This is a genomic window from Halarchaeum nitratireducens, from assembly GCF_017874695.1.
Classification (GTDB): domain Archaea; phylum Halobacteriota; class Halobacteria; order Halobacteriales; family Halobacteriaceae; genus Halarchaeum; species Halarchaeum nitratireducens.
On the sequence record NZ_JAGIKY010000012.1, the window covers coordinates 36,127 to 50,693 of the forward strand.

Sequence of the window (14,567 nt, forward strand, 5' to 3'; positions counted from 1 at the left end):
TTTTCGATGTGTGATGCGGTTCATATGATGTCCGGATCCAGACGGTGGGGGCGTAAACAGCACATTCTCCGTGTTCGTTAACATTGATTTCTCGGCACGGGCAGTAGCCCCCGCCCGACCCACGACGAAGCGATAGATACCCGGCATGAGCGGAGGGAGGTCCCGTAGACAGTTACGAGGCTCTGACGATGTCACGGCTTCCGCACGCAGTAGGTAAACACGGCTCGTTCGCGGAATGCACATTACTCACTCCATCGAACACGTGAGAACACATCTAGTTTTATATAGCTACATGGGATTTACAGACTGGATTTCGGACGCCGATACCGCGCATGGTAATACTTATCCGGTTTTGAATTAATCATTCTGCATAGATCGCGGGACGCGACAGCCGGGGCCGCGTCCCGCCGCGAGCGTCGACCCCGGCCCGAGACCGATGATCGAGACAGTCACGCGACGGACGACACGCACCGAGACGACGACTACGCACGGTCGCGCGCCATGAGCGACCTCACGACGTTCCTCGACGGGTTCGACGAGCGGGACTGGCAGACGGCCACCGCCGCGGACGGCCCGGTGCGGTTCGCCATGGTCGGCGTCGGCTGGTGGGTGACCGATCAGGCCGCGCCCGCCGTCACCGCGAGCGAGCTCTGCGAGACGACCGCTCTCGTCTCGCGCGGCAAGGAGAAAGCCGCGGCGGCCGCCGCTGATCTCGGCGTCGAGCACGGCCTCTCCAGCGAGGAGTTCCGCGACGGCGTCGCCGCCGAGGACTACGACGCCGTCTACGTCTGCACGCCGAACGCCACGCACCTCGAAACCGTCGAGGCGGCCGCGGAGCTCGGCAAGCCCGTGCTCTGCGAGAAGCCCATGGAGGCCTCGACGGAGCGCGCCGAGGCGATGGTCGAGGCCTGCGAGGCCGCAGACGTCCCGCTGATGATCGCCTACCGGATGCAGACCGATCCCGCCGTCCGCCGGGCGCGCGAGCTCGTTTCGGCGGGTGCCGTCGGAGACGTCGCGCACGTCCACGGCCACATGAGCCAGTCGCTGCTGCGCGACATCTTCTCCGACCCCGACCAGTGGCGCCTGAACCCCGACCTCGCCGGCCCGGGCGCCTCCGTCACGGACCTCGGCGTCTACCCGCTCAACACGACGCGCTTCGTCCTCGACGCCGACCCGCTCGCCGCCCAGTCCATGCTCTACAGCGAGCACGAGGGCTTCGAGGACGTACCCGACGAGCGCGCGGCGTTCACCGTCCGCTTCCCCGACGGCGTCTTCGCGTCCTTCTCCGCGAGCCAACGGGCCCACGAGACCGGCTTCCTCCGAATCGTCGGCACCGAGGGCGAAATCGCCCTCGACCCCGCCTTCTTCAACCGAAACGACGCCGGCCTCACCGTCGCGCGCGGCGATCAGACGGCCGATATCGACTTCGACTCCGTCGACCAGATGGAAGAGGAGTTCGACTACTTCGCCGATCGACTCCTCACGGGCCGCGAGATCTACCCGGACGGCACGCACGGCGTCACCGACATCCGCGCCGTCGAAGCGATTCTCGCCGGTGAGACGGCGACGCGCTCGCTCTGAGACGCGAACCCGCTCACGCGAGCGAGTAGACGTGTTCGAGGTAGACGTCCCGGACCCGATCGCCCCAGTTGTGCGTGTAGGTGTCGATGACGTCCGCGGCGACGTCGCCGCGGAGGTACTTCACGACGCCCCGATCCCCCGTCCGGTCACGGAGGTGCGTCGTGAAGAAGTGCCGGAAGTAGTGGGGGGTGACGTTCTCGCTCGCGCCGCCGCCCGTCCGGTACCACCCGGCCTCACGGGCGTAGCCGGTCACCGTCTCGCGCACCATCTCCGGGGTGAGACGGGCGCCCCACGCGTCCCGCGTCGAGCAGAACAGCGGCTCCGCCGCCGATCGCGCGTCCGGGCGGACGGCCAGCCACGTCGCGAGCGCGTCGCGTAACTCCGGATCGACCGGGAGGAGCGTCACGCGCTTGCGCTTGTTCGACGCCGATCGCACCTCGCCGTTCGTCGCCTCGCCCGCCGAGACCTCGGGGTCGACGAGGAGCGTGTCGGGTCGGCCGTCGAGTCGCCCGCGCGTCCCGAGTGCGGGGTAGGCGTCCCGAGCGCCCCCGTGCGCGAGGTTCACGTCCCGCAGGTCGAGGTTACAGAGCTCGCCGACGCGCAGACCGGTCTTGAGGAGCGTGAGGAGCACCGCGCGATCCCCCGGATGCGTGATCCCGTCGAGAAACGCCCGCATCCGCGGCACCGATATCTCCCGTCTCGTCGGGTCGGCATCGATCGTCTCGTCCATCTCCTCGACGACGAGCGTCATCGGGTTCGCCTCGAACGCGCCCACCTGCGTCATGTACGCGTAGAAGCGATTGCAGTACGACGCGTAGGTCGCCACCGTCGACTCGGCGTACTCCTCGCGCAGCGACGCGACCCACGCGAGACAGGCGCGTCGGTCCGCCGCCGCGGGACCCGGGACGCCGCGCTCGGCGAGGAACGCCTCGAACCCACGGAGGACGCGCTCGTAGGCCGCGCGCGTCCGCTCGTGCTTGCCGTGATACCCCATGTCTTCGAGGAAGTACGCGACGGGGTCGCCGACGTCGTCCGCCTCCGCCCCGCTCATTCGCCGTCACCCCGGAGGACGTAGCCGCCATCGCGCGGGCTGTACTTCACGACGCCGCGCTCCGTGAGGCCGTCCAGCGTCCCCTCCAAGCGCTCCTCGAAGTCGCCGGCGAGCGCGTCGACGAGCGTCTCCCATCCCGCGACGTCGCGCTCACGGAGTTCGTCGAGCACCCGCCGTTCCAGCGACGGTCCCGCGTCGTCGGCGTGGCCGCCCCCGTCGTCGGTGTCGTCGTCATCGAGGCCGAGCTCGCGGACCCCGGCTTGCACCATCAGGCGAACGAACTCGCTCTGCGAGACGTCCATCTCTTCGGCGCGCTCGACCCACTCCTCCTTCTGGTAGCGCGGCACGTACGTCTTCACCGAGACGCGCTCGTCGCCGCTCACGCGCACCACCGCCGCGACGGTGGTAGATTCTCCGACACTTCGTGAAGATTGACGCCGACGCGGCTTCCAGACGTCGAATACTCGGGATCCAACGATCCGACTTTCGATTCAGTTCCGTCGAGTGCCGTTCTCGGTCCGTGACCCCTACCCGATACGGTTCGAGGACGGGGATGCGTCGCTTGAGCAGTCATCGGTCGTCGTTGTCGGTGCGTCACGAGCCACGACCAAGAAGGTATCTCCGAAAGTGCGGATAAATACACTTATCCTCGAAGCTAGCACTCTGTTGCCGCCGTGTTGTGGGCCTACAGAAGTGCATATTCTCTATGTGGTTCCACAGAGACGGATTACGAGACAGCGTTCGTAGTTCTACTCTCCCGCATCTGTTGGATCTCCGTGGACCGGTTCGCACGGCGGCCGGAGCGATCGCTCACCGTCGCCCGCGGTTCTCCAGCGATCGCTGAGCCACCTGCCCGGCCTCGCGGACGGCACGCTGGCGACCGGAGGAACCGAACGACCGATAGAGGAGACCGAGGACCCCGAGCGTCGCGGTCCCGACCGCGATGGTCGCGTCCGTCAGCGCGGCGGTGTAACAGAGCGTCGTCACGACGACGCCGGCGCTCGCGGCGACGCCAAGGACGACGCGGCGTGCGAGACGGCGGAGGACGTCGTTCTCGTCCGCGACGTCGGTGCGGACGGTGAGGTCGTCCCGATCGGCGCGATCGAGCGTCCGTTCGAGTTTCTGCGGGATGTCGAGGGCCGCGCGCGCGGACGCGGCGACGTCGTCACCGGCGTCCCCCAACAGCGCCTCGATGCGTTCGCGGGGGTCCTCGGGTTCGGTCTCGACGGCGTCCTCGACGACCGCGACGAAGTCGAAGTCGGGGTCGAGGGTGAGACAGACGCCTTCGAGGACGGTCGCGACGCGGACGACGAGGGCGAGGTCGCGCGGCATCCGGAAGGGAAGGTCGTGGAGCGTCCCCTCGAAGCCCGCGACGAGGTCGCGGACCTGCGCGCGCTCCACGCGCTCACCGTGGAGGTGCTCGACGGCGAGCGAGAGGACGTCGGTGACGAACTGCCGGTCAGCCGCGGGATCGAGCGCGCCCATGGCGACGAAGGCGTCGACGACGCCCTCGATGTCGTCGTTCGCCACCGCGAGGTAGCACTCCCGTAGGTGTCCGCGACGCTCGGCGTCGAGCGTCCCGCTCATTCCGAAGTCGTAGAAGACGAGGGTCCCGTCGTCCTGCACGGCGAGATTGCCCGGATGCGGATCGGCGTGGAAGACGCCGTCCTCGACGAGCATTCCGATGTAGCAGCGTTCGAGTCGCTCGGCGAGTGCCGCCCGGTCGATCCCCATCGCGTCGAGCGCGTCGACGTCGTCGATCTTCGTCCCCTCCACGTAGTGCATCGTCAGCACGCGGTCGGTCGATCGTTCGGGGACGGACGCCGGGACGACGACGTCCGGGTCGTCCGCGAGGTTCCCGCGCACGGTTTCGAGGACCTCGCGCTCGTGTTCGTAGTCCATCTCGTCGCGGATCGTTTCAGCGAACTCCGTGGTGACGTTCGAGAGCGTGAACCGCTGGGCCGGCGGCGCGCTTCGGACGAGCAGGGGGAAGAGCGTCCGAACGACGCGGAGGTCGGCGTCGACGAGCGCCTCGACGCCGGGACGCCGGACCTTGACGGCGACGCGCTCGCCCTCGTAGGTGGCGGTGTACACCTGCCCGAGGCTCGCGCCGCTGATCGCAGCGGTATCGAAGTCGTCGAACGCTTCCTCGATGGGGCCGACCTCGGCCGCCACCACCTCGCGCGCGTCGTTCCAGTCGGCCGGCGGGACGTCGTCTTGGAGCCGCGCCAGCTCCTCGACGTACGCCGGTGGGAGGACGTCCGGGCGCGTCGAGAGGAGCTGACCGAGCTTGATGAACGTCGGCCCGAGCGAGACGAGGGTCTCGCGGAGCGCGGCGGCGCGTCGTTCACGCGTCGCCTCCGAGACGTCGCGCGAGCCGCCGAAGAGGAGGAACCGCCGCCGATCGCGGTAGTACGCGAGGGCGAACGGCGTGAACGCGACGACGACGGCGACGAAACGCCGACCGGCGAGCAGCGCGCGCCGGAGGGGCCCGAGTTCACGAGGCATCGTCTCACGTTCGCTCGCGCCGAATAAAGTAGTGGCGGAGGTTCCGCGCGGGCGTTCGACGGCTGATCGGTGTTCGCGGCGTCCGGCGTCGCTCTCGACGTCTCGGCGGTGTCGCACACTCCACTCGTAAATCTCATTACGCTATATCGAATGAGTCCGGTCGGTATCGGGCGGACGACCGGGACCGCACTCCGACTATCGCGACACGGTAGCGACGGCGCGGTCGTCGAAGCGCGCGGTGCGACCAGCTACGACGCGTCCGTCGCGTTCGCGCTGTGGGACGTGCTCGTCGGACCGGATGGCGAGGTGCCGCCGCCGTTAATCGAGACGGTGGTTCGGCGTGCCGAAACGAGATCGTGGTCGTCGCGGACCGTTCTCCGGTGAGCAGTGCGTCGCGTCGGAGTCGACGATCCGGTGCAGTCGCGGGAGGTCGGTGGTCTCTCGGTCCGTCGCGGCGGCGATCCCTCGACGAGGCCGTCGACACCATTCAGACGGAGCACGACGATCGCACGCGGTCGCTTCGAACGCACCGTGCGGACTCGATCCGACAGCCGACGACACGGAGATCAGCCGACTACTGTTGGTGGATCGTGAGGCGGTCCCGGTCGGTTCGGTCACCGAGACCAGCGGGGACGGTCGGGAACACGAACGGGGCGTCTTCGGCCGCGGGTTCCACGACGGACTGGTCACGATCGTCCGGCGGCTGATGGCTACAGGATTATTGCGTGACGACGATCCGAGGAACGACAGTGGGGACTGACCACCGGCGTGCTTGGTGTCGCCTCGGTGTCAGGAAGACGCCCGCGCTTGCCCCGTCGGTATCGTCCTCCTGACGTTCGTGACCGTATCCGTCGGTCGAAACCCACTTCTCTCCGGCACGTTTTGGAGGCCGATATGTGTACACGGAGGGGTCGGCGATGCGCGTGCTGATCGTCGGGGCCGGCGAGGTCGGTTCGAGCATCGCCGCGAGCCTCGCGGAGAGCCACGAGGTCGTCGTCGTCGACGTGGACTCCGAGCGCGTTGAGCAGTTGACTTACGAACACGACGTGCTGACGGTCGAGGGAGACGGGGCGTCGCTCGACACGCTTCGAACGGCGGACGTCGGCAAAGCCGACATCGCCATCGCGTCGACGGACGACGACGAAACGAACCTGGCGATCTGTGGGACGGTGAAAACCGCGAGCGACGCGTTCACGATTGCGCGCGTGCAGAACCGCGCCTACCTAGAGACGTGGCGGCACTCACAGGGCGTCTTTGGCGTCGATTTCATGGTCTGTACGGATCTGCTGACCGCCCAGTCTATCGTCCGCATCGTCGGCCTCCCGACGGCACGCGACGTCGACCCGTTCGCGGGCGGGCGCGTACAGATGGCCGAGTTCGAGGTCACCGAGGGGAGCCCCCTCGCCGGACAGACCGTCCAAGAAGCCGATCGTTTCGACGCGCTGACGTTCGCCGCCGTCATCCAGGGAGACGACGTCGAGATCGCTCGCGGCGACACCGCCATCGCTGCGGGCGACAAAGTCGTCGTCATCGGCCGACCCGGGAGCGTCGAGGCGTTCGCGGCCGCCGTCGTCCCCGAAGGGGGCGCGGAGGAGGTCGGAAACGTCGTCATCGTCGGTGGCAGTTCGGTGGGCGAACTCACGGGGCGGCTGCTCTCCGAGCGCGGGTTCGTCCCCCGGCTCATCGAGCAGGATCCCGAGCGCGCTCGAGAACTCGCGGAGGCCCTTTCGAAGACCACCGTCCTTGAGCACGACGCGACGGACGCGGAGTTCCTCGAACGCGAGCACGTCGGCGAGGCCGGTCTCCTCGTCGCCGCGCTCGACAGCGACGAACGGAACCTCCTCGTCTCCCTACTCGCCAAACGCCTCGGCGTGAGTCGAACCGTTGCTATCGTGGACAACCCTGCGTACGTCGACCTCTTCGAAGCCGTCGGCGTCGACATCGCGATCAACCCGCGGGAGGTGACCGCCGAGGAGATCACGCGCTTCACCCGCGAGCGTCGCATGGAGAACGTCGCCATCGTCGAGCCGGGCGCGGCGGAAGTCCTCGAAGTGGAGATCGGTGAGGAAAGCGTGCTCGCCGGACGTTCGATCCGCGAGGCGGTTGCCGACCTCCCGGACGGCGTCGTCGTCGGCGCCATCACACGCGGCGGGGAGTTCGTAATGCCCCGCGGCGACACCGTCATCCAAGTCGGCGACCACGTCGTCGCGTTCGTCCGCGAAGACGCACTCGACGCGGTGACCGCGACGATATGAGCTCGACACTCCGAGTCGACTGGCGCGCAAGCGTCAGCCTCACCGGTCGCGTCGTCAGGTGGCTCACCGTCCCAATGCTGTTCCCGCTCGCGCTCGCGCTCTTCTACGGGCGCGGGCTGAAGGCGATCCTCCCCGCGATCGCCATCGCGTTCGTCGTCGGCTGGGGGCTCGAACGCCTCCACTCCGATCCGGCGGCCGCGCTCGGCGCGCGCGAGGGTTTCCTCATGGTCGCGCTCACGTGGCTCCTCATCAGCGTCGTCGGCGCCCTCCCGTACATCTTCGAGGGGAGTTTCACCGCCTACGGTGCGACGTCAACGCTCCGGCTCCCCGTGAACGCGCTCTTCGAGACGATGAGCGGCTTCACCACCACCGGGTCGACGGTCATGGGCGACATCAGCTTCGAGACGCATTCGCGCGCGCTCATGATGTGGCGTCAGGAGACGCAGTGGCTCGGCGGAATGGGTATCGTCGTCCTCGCGGTCGCCATCCTCCCCGAACTCTCCGTCGGCGGCGCCCAGCTGATGGACGCGGAAGCGCCCGGACCGGGCATCCAGAAGCTCACGCCGCGCATCGCGGAGACGGCGCGCGCGCTCTGGGGGATGTATATCGGCCTCACCGTCCTCGAAATCGTCGGCCTCTACGGCTTCCATCAGCTCGGGATGGCGCCCGAGATGACGCTGTACAACGCCGTCGCGCACGGGTTCACGACGATGCCGACCGGCGGGTTCTCCCCGGAAGCGCGCTCCATCGAGGCGTTCACCGCCGTCGTCCAGTGGTTCATCATTCCGTTCATGGTCGCGGCCGGGACGAACTTCGCGCTCTTCTGGCACGTCTGGAACCGCGACTTCAACGTCGTCTGGGACGACATCGAGTTCAAGACGTACCTCGGCGCGATAGGCGTCCTCACGGCGATCACCGCCGGTCTCCTCTTCACGACGCCGGGCTTCGACATGCTGACCAACGCGCTCGAACCGTCGCTTCGCCACGCCACCTTCCAAATCGCCTCCATCGTGACGACCACCGGATACGCGAGCATGGACTTCAACAACTGGGGGCAACACGCCAAGTACGTCCTGCTGTTCGCGATGTTCATCGGCGGGTCGGCGGGGAGCACCGGTGGCGGCATCAAGATCATCCGCTGGGTGGTGATTCTGAAGACGCTGCGTCGCGAACTGTTCACCGCCGTCCACCCCGAGGCGGTTCGTCCCGTCCGCCTCGGCTCGACGGTCATCGACGAGGACGCGATTCGCGGCATCTACGCCTTCACGCTCCTCTACCTCGTCATCTTCGCGTTCGGAACCCTCGTCGTCCTCCTCGTCGGCGTTCCCGGCCAAGAGCTCTCCGCGTTCGAGGCGACGAGCGCCGTCGCGGCGACCCTCGGCAACGTCGGGCCGGGTGTCGGCATCGTCGGCCCGATGAACAGCTTTCTGCCGTTCCCACGGGCCTCGAAGCTCCTCATGGTGTTCTTCATGTGGGTCGGCCGCCTCGAGATCTTCCCGGTGCTCGTGCTCCTCACGCACGCCTACTGGCGGAGCTGAGACGTATCCTTTTAGCTCCGGCGACGAATAGGGCCAACGAATGTCTACGCGCGGACTCGCAGTGGTCGGCCGCGATCTGGGGCGGATCCTCCAGGTGTACGCGGTCATGCCGGCGGCCACCATCGCCGTCGCGTTCGTCTGGGGGGAGTTCTACGCGGCGCCCGCGCTCCTCGCCTCGGCGGCGCTCCCGCTCGCCGTCGGCTACGGCCTCTCCGAGCGCTACGCGGACGTCACCGAACCCGGGAAGCTCCACGGCATGGTCATCGCCGCCTCCGGGTGGTTCCTCGTCGCCGTCTTCGGTGCGCTCCCCTTCCTCCTCCTCGCCGCGACGATGCACGCCGGCCTCTTCGGCGCGCCCGCGCTCAACGACACCGTCGCCGCGTTCCGCCACCCGCTGAACGCGCTCTTCGAGTCCATGAGCGGCTTCACCGGCACCGGGCTGACCATGACCGTCCATGAGGACCGACTGCCCCGCGTCCTGCAGTGGTGGCGCTCGTTCATGGAGTGGGTGGGCGGCGTGGGCGTCATCGTCCTGACGACGGCGATTCTGGCGCGCCCCGGCTCGGGGAGCCTGACGCTCTACGAGAGCGAAGCGCGCTCGGAGAAGATCCACCCGAGCATCGTCTCGACGGTCCGCACCATCTGGTGGATCTTCCTCCTCTTCACCTTCCTCTCCGTCTGCGTCCTCTGGCTCGCCGGCATGCCGCTCTGGGAGGCGCTCAATCACGCGATGACCGGACTCGCCACCGGCGGGTTCTCCGTCACCGACAACTCCATCGCGACCTACGACAGCGTCGCTATCGACTTCGCGCTCGTCCCCATCATGCTCCTCGGGAGCATCGCGTTCCCCGTCCACTACCTCGCCCTCCAAGGCCACCTCGGCGACGCGCTCGACGACCTCCAGACGCGGTGGATCGTCGGCTTCTTCGGCCTCGGAACACTCGCGCTCACCGCACTCCTCTACGCGAACGGCGTCTACGCCGCGACCGGCCCCGTCTCCGCGCTCGGCGTCAGCCTCACCGGCACGGGCGCCACCGTCTTCCAGTCGTTTCGCTACGCCATCTTCCAGTTCGTCTCGGCGGCCTCCTGTGCGGGCTTCCAGACGGCGGCCATCGGGACGCAGTGGAGCGCGGGCGCACACCTCCTCGTCTCGCTCGGCATGGTCGTCGGCGCCGCGGCCGGGTCGACGGCGGGCGGGATCAAACTCGTTCGCGTCGCCACCCTCCTGAAGGGCGCCGCGTTCCGCATCGCCGGCGTCTTCTACCCCCGCTCGGCCGTCCGGTCGTTCCGCCTCGACGACCGCACGCTCACGAGCGACGAACTCGCCCGGGAGTTCGAGGAGGCCGCTATCATCACCCTCCTCTGGTTCGTCTTCCTCGGCTTCGGGGCCGCCGTGCTCCTGCTCACCGTCGACTCGTCGTTCACGCTCGAAAACGTCCTCTTCGAGGTGGCGAGTACGCAGGGGAACGTCGGGCTCTCGGCGGGTATCACCGGTCCCGAAATGCCGACGCCCGCGAAGGTGGTCTTCCTCTTCAACATGTGGATCGGCCGCCTCGAGATCGTCCCCGTGCTCGTCACGCTCCGCGGGCTCTTCTACGGCTTCGGGGTGCGTCGACGATGAGTAGCGGTCTCCCCGCGCTCTACACCGCGCTCCGCGAGGCCGGGCCGGACGACCGCGTCCTTGACGCTTTCGTCCTCCTCGGTCCCTCCGTCCTCGCGCTCCTCGCGCTCCTCGGACGGGGCCCCGTCACCGAGGTGCTCGCCGCCGGATACGTCCTCGCGCTCCCCACGTACGTCGCGGCCGCCGCCGTCCGTACCGCCCGCACCACAAGCGATTAACTGGTTGGCCGGCCCCACCACGAGTGTGTACATCATCGTCGTCGGCGCCGGGCAGATCGGTTCGCAGGTGCTCGAACTCGCGACCGCCTCCGCGAACGAGGTTGTGGTCGTCGAGCGCGACCCCGAGGTCGCCGAGGCCGCGAGTCAGACCTACGACTGCCTCGTGTTGAACGCGGACGCGACGGAGAAGGAAACGCTCGAAGACGCGGGCGCCGCTGATGCCGACGCCATCATCTGTACGACCGACGAGGACGCCACCAACATCATGGTCCTCCTGCTCGCGAAGGAGTTCGAGATTCCCTCCCTCGTCACCGTTGTCCAGAACCCCGAGCACATGAACATCTTCCGTCGCGTCGGCGCGACCGTCCTCGAGAATCCGCAGCGTCTCATCGCCCAGTATCTCTTTCGCGCCGTCGAGCGACCGTCCGTCGAGGACTTCATGGAGGTCGGCGGCGACGCGGAGATCTTCGAGGTGACCGTCTCGCGCGGTTCGCCCATCGCCGGCAGGACGCTCAGCGATGTCGGCGACGACGGTCTGCTCGGAACCGACCTCCTGCTCGTCGCGATCGAACGGGACGAGGACACCCTCATCACGCCGCGCGGCGACACCGACGTGCAGGCGGGCGACGTCGTCACCGTCTTCTCGCGGGTCGGCATGACCGACGACGTCATCTCGATATTCACCGGTGCCGACGACGGTCGCTGATCACGCGAGGGCCCCCACGGCACCGATTCGTGTCGCGTCGTTTTCGACGACGACATCGCTGTCGAGACGACGCTGCTTGAGGGCGCGGACGTCGCGGACGCCATCGTCGATGCGACGGCGGACGCCGACCTCACGGTCCTCGGCGCGACGCGCGAGAGTGCCGTCGAGCAGTTCCTCTTCGGCTCGATCCCCGAATCCGTCGCGCAGCGCTCGGAGAGCCCCGTCATCGTGACGAAACGCCCCGAGGGCATCCGCGGTTGGCTCAGACGCCTCCGCGACGTCCTCCGGTGAGCCGCGTCCCCTGAGCGCGGGCACAGCGCGCGGATCCGCACGTTACCGTCGCTACTCGCCGAGCGTGACGCTCGCCGTGTCGAAGAACGCGGTCTCGTAGCCGCCGTGGCGCGAGACCTGTGGCGGAACGTCGAGGCCGATCGTGACGCGCGAGACGTCGCCGTCGAGGACGACGCCGTAGTGGTGGCCGAGAGCGGCGTCGATCGTCTCGACGAGGTCGTGGTCGGTCCCGTCGACGCGGGCGCCGAAGCCCGCCATCGGGAGGGGATAGTCGTTGTACGGCGTGCGCGGCGAGACGGCGAGGTAGACGTCGGATTCGTCCCCGCCGAAGCCCGTCGCGTCGTCGAGGAGGGTCGCGGCGACGGCGGCGTCGCCGATCGTCCCGGTCCCGAGGCGGCGGCCGGGGAGCGCATCGACCGCGGGGAGCGCGCCCCCGGGGATCATTCGCATCGACATGGGATCGAGGGCGCCGCGCTCGCCCGCGCGGTCGATGGTGCGGTAGGAGATCGCGTCGATCTCGGCGGCGGAGTACGCGAGCGAGAACTCGAACGTCGCGGACTCGGGGGCGGCGAGCGCGCCGGTGCGTCGCGCGGCGGGCGCACCGACGTGGACCGTGACGTCGTACGTCCCGCCGCTGGGGAGCGCGACGTTGTCACCGTAGTGGAACCCCATCCGCTGGGCGAGCATCGGCCACGGCGCGTTCGACGCGACGACGCTCCCGTCGTCGACGAACCGGAGCATCGGGCTCACGTCGGTGAGCCGCTGGCCCGTTTCGACGTCCCAGACGACCGGCATGACGTGGAGTTCGTCGCCGGCCGCCGGCGTCGCTTTCGCGGCGTCCGTGCCGCCGACGAGCCAGAACGTCTCCGGGATCGTGTAGGTGAGCGCGCAGGCGTACCCGCGGGTCTTCTGCACGCCGCTCATCTGCATGCCGGTGGCGTGCGTCGGGTAGTAGACGGCCGCGGGCCGGTCGATCGTCGTCGTGCGCCGACCGTTGCTCCCCGTCTCCTCGCTGGTGAGGTTCAGCGACGAACAGCCGGCGAGACCGGCGAGCGTGCCCGCCCCCGCCGCCGCGAGGAACGCCCGACGGGACGTCCGGCGAGAGCTGTTCGCCGGCGGGGTCGCGCGACGGGGCCCCGGCCGCCGCGCCTCGTCCTCACGCACCGCCGTCACCCGTCGGCGTCGGGAGGGAGCGCTCGGAGCGTGGCGGGACGAGGTAGTTGCCGCGGTTTGCGACGTCCATGTACTGGAGGATGCCGTTGTTGGTGCGTTGCCCGACGGGGGAATCGGTGGCGAGGTCGGCACCGGTCATCGCCTCGCGGGTGGCGACGAAGTCGTCGATGGCGCGCTGGAAGCTGACGAAGTGGAGGCCGGCGTGGCCGCCGTCGGTCGAGTCGAAGTCGCGCCGGAGGATGATCGGGCGGCCGTCCTCGCGGACGTCGACCATCTTCTGGTTGTGGCCGACGAGGCCGTCCTCCTCGGCGGCCTGCCCGGCGGGCTTGGCTTTGTCCATGCCGGCGTCGGTGCCGAGGTTGTCACCCGTCCCCTCGACGACGTCGTTCTCGGCGTGATAGGGGCAGAACATCTTCCCGACGCGCTGTCGGCGATCGTCCTGTTCGTACCACTGTTGGAGGTTCAGGCGCATGTACGAGGCGTGCTGGGTGGTGCCGCCGGCGAACGGGCCGTCCTGGATGGTGACGCGCTCCTCGGGCGGTTGGGTCTTCTCGTAGCCGGACTTGAACCCCATGTAGAGGGGGGCGTCCTCGGAGACGGGGTGGGAGGTGGGAACGCCGTCGGCGTCCTGGTTGTCGGCGGGCGTCCCGTCGCCCTTGAAGCCGGTGCGGCGCTCCGTGACGGAGAAGACCCCGCGGAGCGACGCCGCGACGTCGACGCCGTTGAGAGCGTCCTCCTCGCCGGTGAGGGCCTGCTCGGCGGCGAGGAGGACGTGTGCGTGATCGCTGGCGAGGTAGAGGAGGGCGTCGGGCGCGTCGAGCGTCGGGTCCTCGAAGGAGGCCAGTGCCTCGGGTGCGGGGAGGTCGACGCTCGCCGGAAGCGAGGCGTCGAAGCGCTCGAAGTACGCCGGCGAGTACGCCATCGTCGAGAGGAGGCCGTCGTGGCTCCACGCGTACGCCCGATCGAGCGTCGAGAGAGCGCGTTCGACCTGCTGGCGGTCGCTGTCCGTCGGTGCGCCCTCGCCCTCGTAGTCGAGGAGGAGCATGAGGCGATGCGTCGGTTCGACGACGTTCCCGTGGTCGTCGCGAGCGAGCGCGTCGGTCCACGCGTGCTGGCGCTCCGGGCGGGCGTCCGGCGAGCCGGTCGGCACGTCGGCGTCGCCCCCGCCGCGGTCCAGACACGCCGCGAGCGCGCTCGCCCCGCCGATCGCCAGCGCCGACTTCACGAACGCTCGTCGCTCGATCCCGCGGTTCGGTCCGTCACTCATGCGCGTCGGTTGGGGACGCGGAGGCATATGCGCTACTGGTCCGCGGTGAGCCGCGTTTCGTCCCTTTTCCCTCGACCTCGCGGCGCTACCCGTCGTCCGTCGCGTGCACGTACCACCGTGTGCCGCTCGAATACGCCCAGCGCTCCGCGACGATCCCCGTCTCCTCGCCGTCGAGTCCCCCGAGGAACTGCCCGATCTGGCTCGCCGAGAGCGGCAGGTCCGCGGCGAGGTCCTTGCTCTTACAGTAGAACGCCCCGCCGTCGAGACGCTCGCGGAGGTGGCGTTCGAGGCGCGCGGCCTTCGGGTTCCGGCGCGTGTCGCCAGTCGACATGACGGTCGGTCGTTCGCGGCCGCCCGG

The 14,567-nt window shown here is 68.7% G+C and carries 13 protein-coding genes; 6 read left to right on the plus strand and 7 right to left on the minus strand.

Features of this window, described 5'->3' with window-relative positions:
* Positions 1-501 precede the first annotated feature (501 nt).
* A complete protein-coding gene (gene gfo6 / locus J2754_RS11805) occupies positions 502-1,581 on the plus strand; it encodes a D-xylose 1-dehydrogenase Gfo6 (RefSeq protein WP_211087553.1) in 1,080 nt (359 codons plus the stop codon).
* A gap of 13 nt (positions 1,582-1,594) precedes the next feature.
* Here gfo6 and J2754_RS11810 read toward each other — a convergent pair whose 3' ends face one another.
* From J2754_RS11810 to J2754_RS11820, 3 genes are all read right to left on the minus strand, one after another.
* The gene (locus J2754_RS11810; RefSeq protein WP_211087554.1) at positions 1,595-2,632 is read right to left on the minus strand and encodes a tyrosine-type recombinase/integrase; all 1,038 of its coding nucleotides are present in this window, start codon (positions 2,630-2,632) and stop codon (positions 1,595-1,597) included.
* Positions 2,629-3,015 (minus strand): DUF5805 domain-containing protein, encoded by a 387-nt coding sequence (locus J2754_RS11815; RefSeq protein ID WP_188878320.1) that lies wholly within the window; start codon positions 3,013-3,015, stop codon positions 2,629-2,631. The genes J2754_RS11810 and J2754_RS11815 overlap by 4 nt, the downstream gene beginning before the upstream one ends.
* Positions 3,016-3,442: 427 nt before the next feature.
* Entirely contained in the window at positions 3,443-5,140 is a 1,698-nt protein-coding gene (locus J2754_RS11820; protein ID WP_188878322.1) for an ABC1 kinase family protein, read from the minus strand.
* 917 nt (positions 5,141-6,057) lie between these two features.
* Between J2754_RS11820 and trkA the strand changes: the two genes are divergently transcribed.
* From trkA to J2754_RS11845, 5 genes are read left to right on the plus strand one after another with little or no spacing between them, the layout of a single operon-like run.
* Positions 6,058-7,395, plus strand: coding sequence for a Trk system potassium transporter TrkA (gene trkA / locus J2754_RS11825; protein WP_188878448.1), 1,338 nt, complete (start codon positions 6,058-6,060; stop codon positions 7,393-7,395).
* Positions 7,392-8,933, plus strand: coding sequence for a TrkH family potassium uptake protein (locus J2754_RS11830; protein ID WP_188878324.1), 1,542 nt, complete (start codon positions 7,392-7,394; stop codon positions 8,931-8,933). The genes trkA and J2754_RS11830 overlap by 4 nt, the downstream gene beginning before the upstream one ends.
* Before the next feature lie 40 nt (positions 8,934-8,973).
* On the plus strand, positions 8,974-10,554 hold the full coding sequence (locus J2754_RS11835; protein WP_188878325.1) for a TrkH family potassium uptake protein: 1,581 nt from the start codon (positions 8,974-8,976) through the stop codon (positions 10,552-10,554).
* A complete protein-coding gene (locus J2754_RS11840) occupies positions 10,551-10,772 on the plus strand; it encodes a hypothetical protein (RefSeq protein ID WP_188878326.1) in 222 nt (73 codons plus the stop codon). The genes J2754_RS11835 and J2754_RS11840 overlap by 4 nt, the downstream gene beginning before the upstream one ends.
* 25 nt (positions 10,773-10,797) lie before the next feature.
* Positions 10,798-11,478 (plus strand): potassium channel family protein, encoded by a 681-nt coding sequence (locus J2754_RS11845; protein ID WP_188878327.1) that lies wholly within the window; start codon positions 10,798-10,800, stop codon positions 11,476-11,478.
* Here the strand turns inward: J2754_RS11845 and J2754_RS16220 are convergent, their stop codons facing one another.
* The 4 genes from J2754_RS16220 to J2754_RS11865 form a co-directional block, all read right to left on the minus strand.
* Positions 11,479-11,793, minus strand: a complete 315-nt coding sequence (locus J2754_RS16220) for a hypothetical protein (protein ID WP_229772829.1) — start codon at positions 11,791-11,793, stop codon at positions 11,479-11,481.
* A gap of 27 nt (positions 11,794-11,820) precedes the next feature.
* Positions 11,821-12,933 (minus strand): iron transporter, encoded by a 1,113-nt coding sequence (locus tag J2754_RS16630; RefSeq protein ID WP_188878329.1) that lies wholly within the window; start codon positions 12,931-12,933, stop codon positions 11,821-11,823.
* On the minus strand, positions 12,926-14,209 hold the full coding sequence (locus tag J2754_RS11860; protein WP_188878330.1) for a DUF7405 family protein: 1,284 nt from the start codon (positions 14,207-14,209) through the stop codon (positions 12,926-12,928). Before J2754_RS11860 ends, J2754_RS16630 begins: the two co-directional genes overlap by 8 nt.
* Positions 14,210-14,294: 85 nt before the next feature.
* Entirely contained in the window at positions 14,295-14,540 is a 246-nt protein-coding gene (locus J2754_RS11865; RefSeq protein ID WP_188878331.1) for a DUF7123 family protein, read from the minus strand.
* Positions 14,541-14,567 lie beyond the last annotated feature (27 nt).

Coding starts and splice junctions, on each gene's coding strand:
- gfo6 (WP_211087553.1), top strand. CDS start 502: ATGAGCGACCTCACGACGTTCCTCGACGGGTTCGACGAGCGGGACTGG.
- J2754_RS11810 (WP_211087554.1), bottom strand. CDS start 2,632: ATGAGCGGGGCGGAGGCGGACGACGTCGGCGACCCCGTCGCGTACTTC.
- J2754_RS11820 (WP_188878322.1), bottom strand. CDS start 5,140: ATGCCTCGTGAACTCGGGCCCCTCCGGCGCGCGCTGCTCGCCGGTCGG.
- trkA (WP_188878448.1), top strand. CDS start 6,058: ATGCGCGTGCTGATCGTCGGGGCCGGCGAGGTCGGTTCGAGCATCGCC.
- J2754_RS11830 (WP_188878324.1), top strand. CDS start 7,392: ATGAGCTCGACACTCCGAGTCGACTGGCGCGCAAGCGTCAGCCTCACC.
- J2754_RS11835 (WP_188878325.1), top strand. CDS start 8,974: ATGTCTACGCGCGGACTCGCAGTGGTCGGCCGCGATCTGGGGCGGATC.
- J2754_RS11840 (WP_188878326.1), top strand. CDS start 10,551: ATGAGTAGCGGTCTCCCCGCGCTCTACACCGCGCTCCGCGAGGCCGGG.
- J2754_RS11860 (WP_188878330.1), bottom strand. CDS start 14,209: ATGAGTGACGGACCGAACCGCGGGATCGAGCGACGAGCGTTCGTGAAG.
- J2754_RS11865 (WP_188878331.1), bottom strand. CDS start 14,540: ATGTCGACTGGCGACACGCGCCGGAACCCGAAGGCCGCGCGCCTCGAA.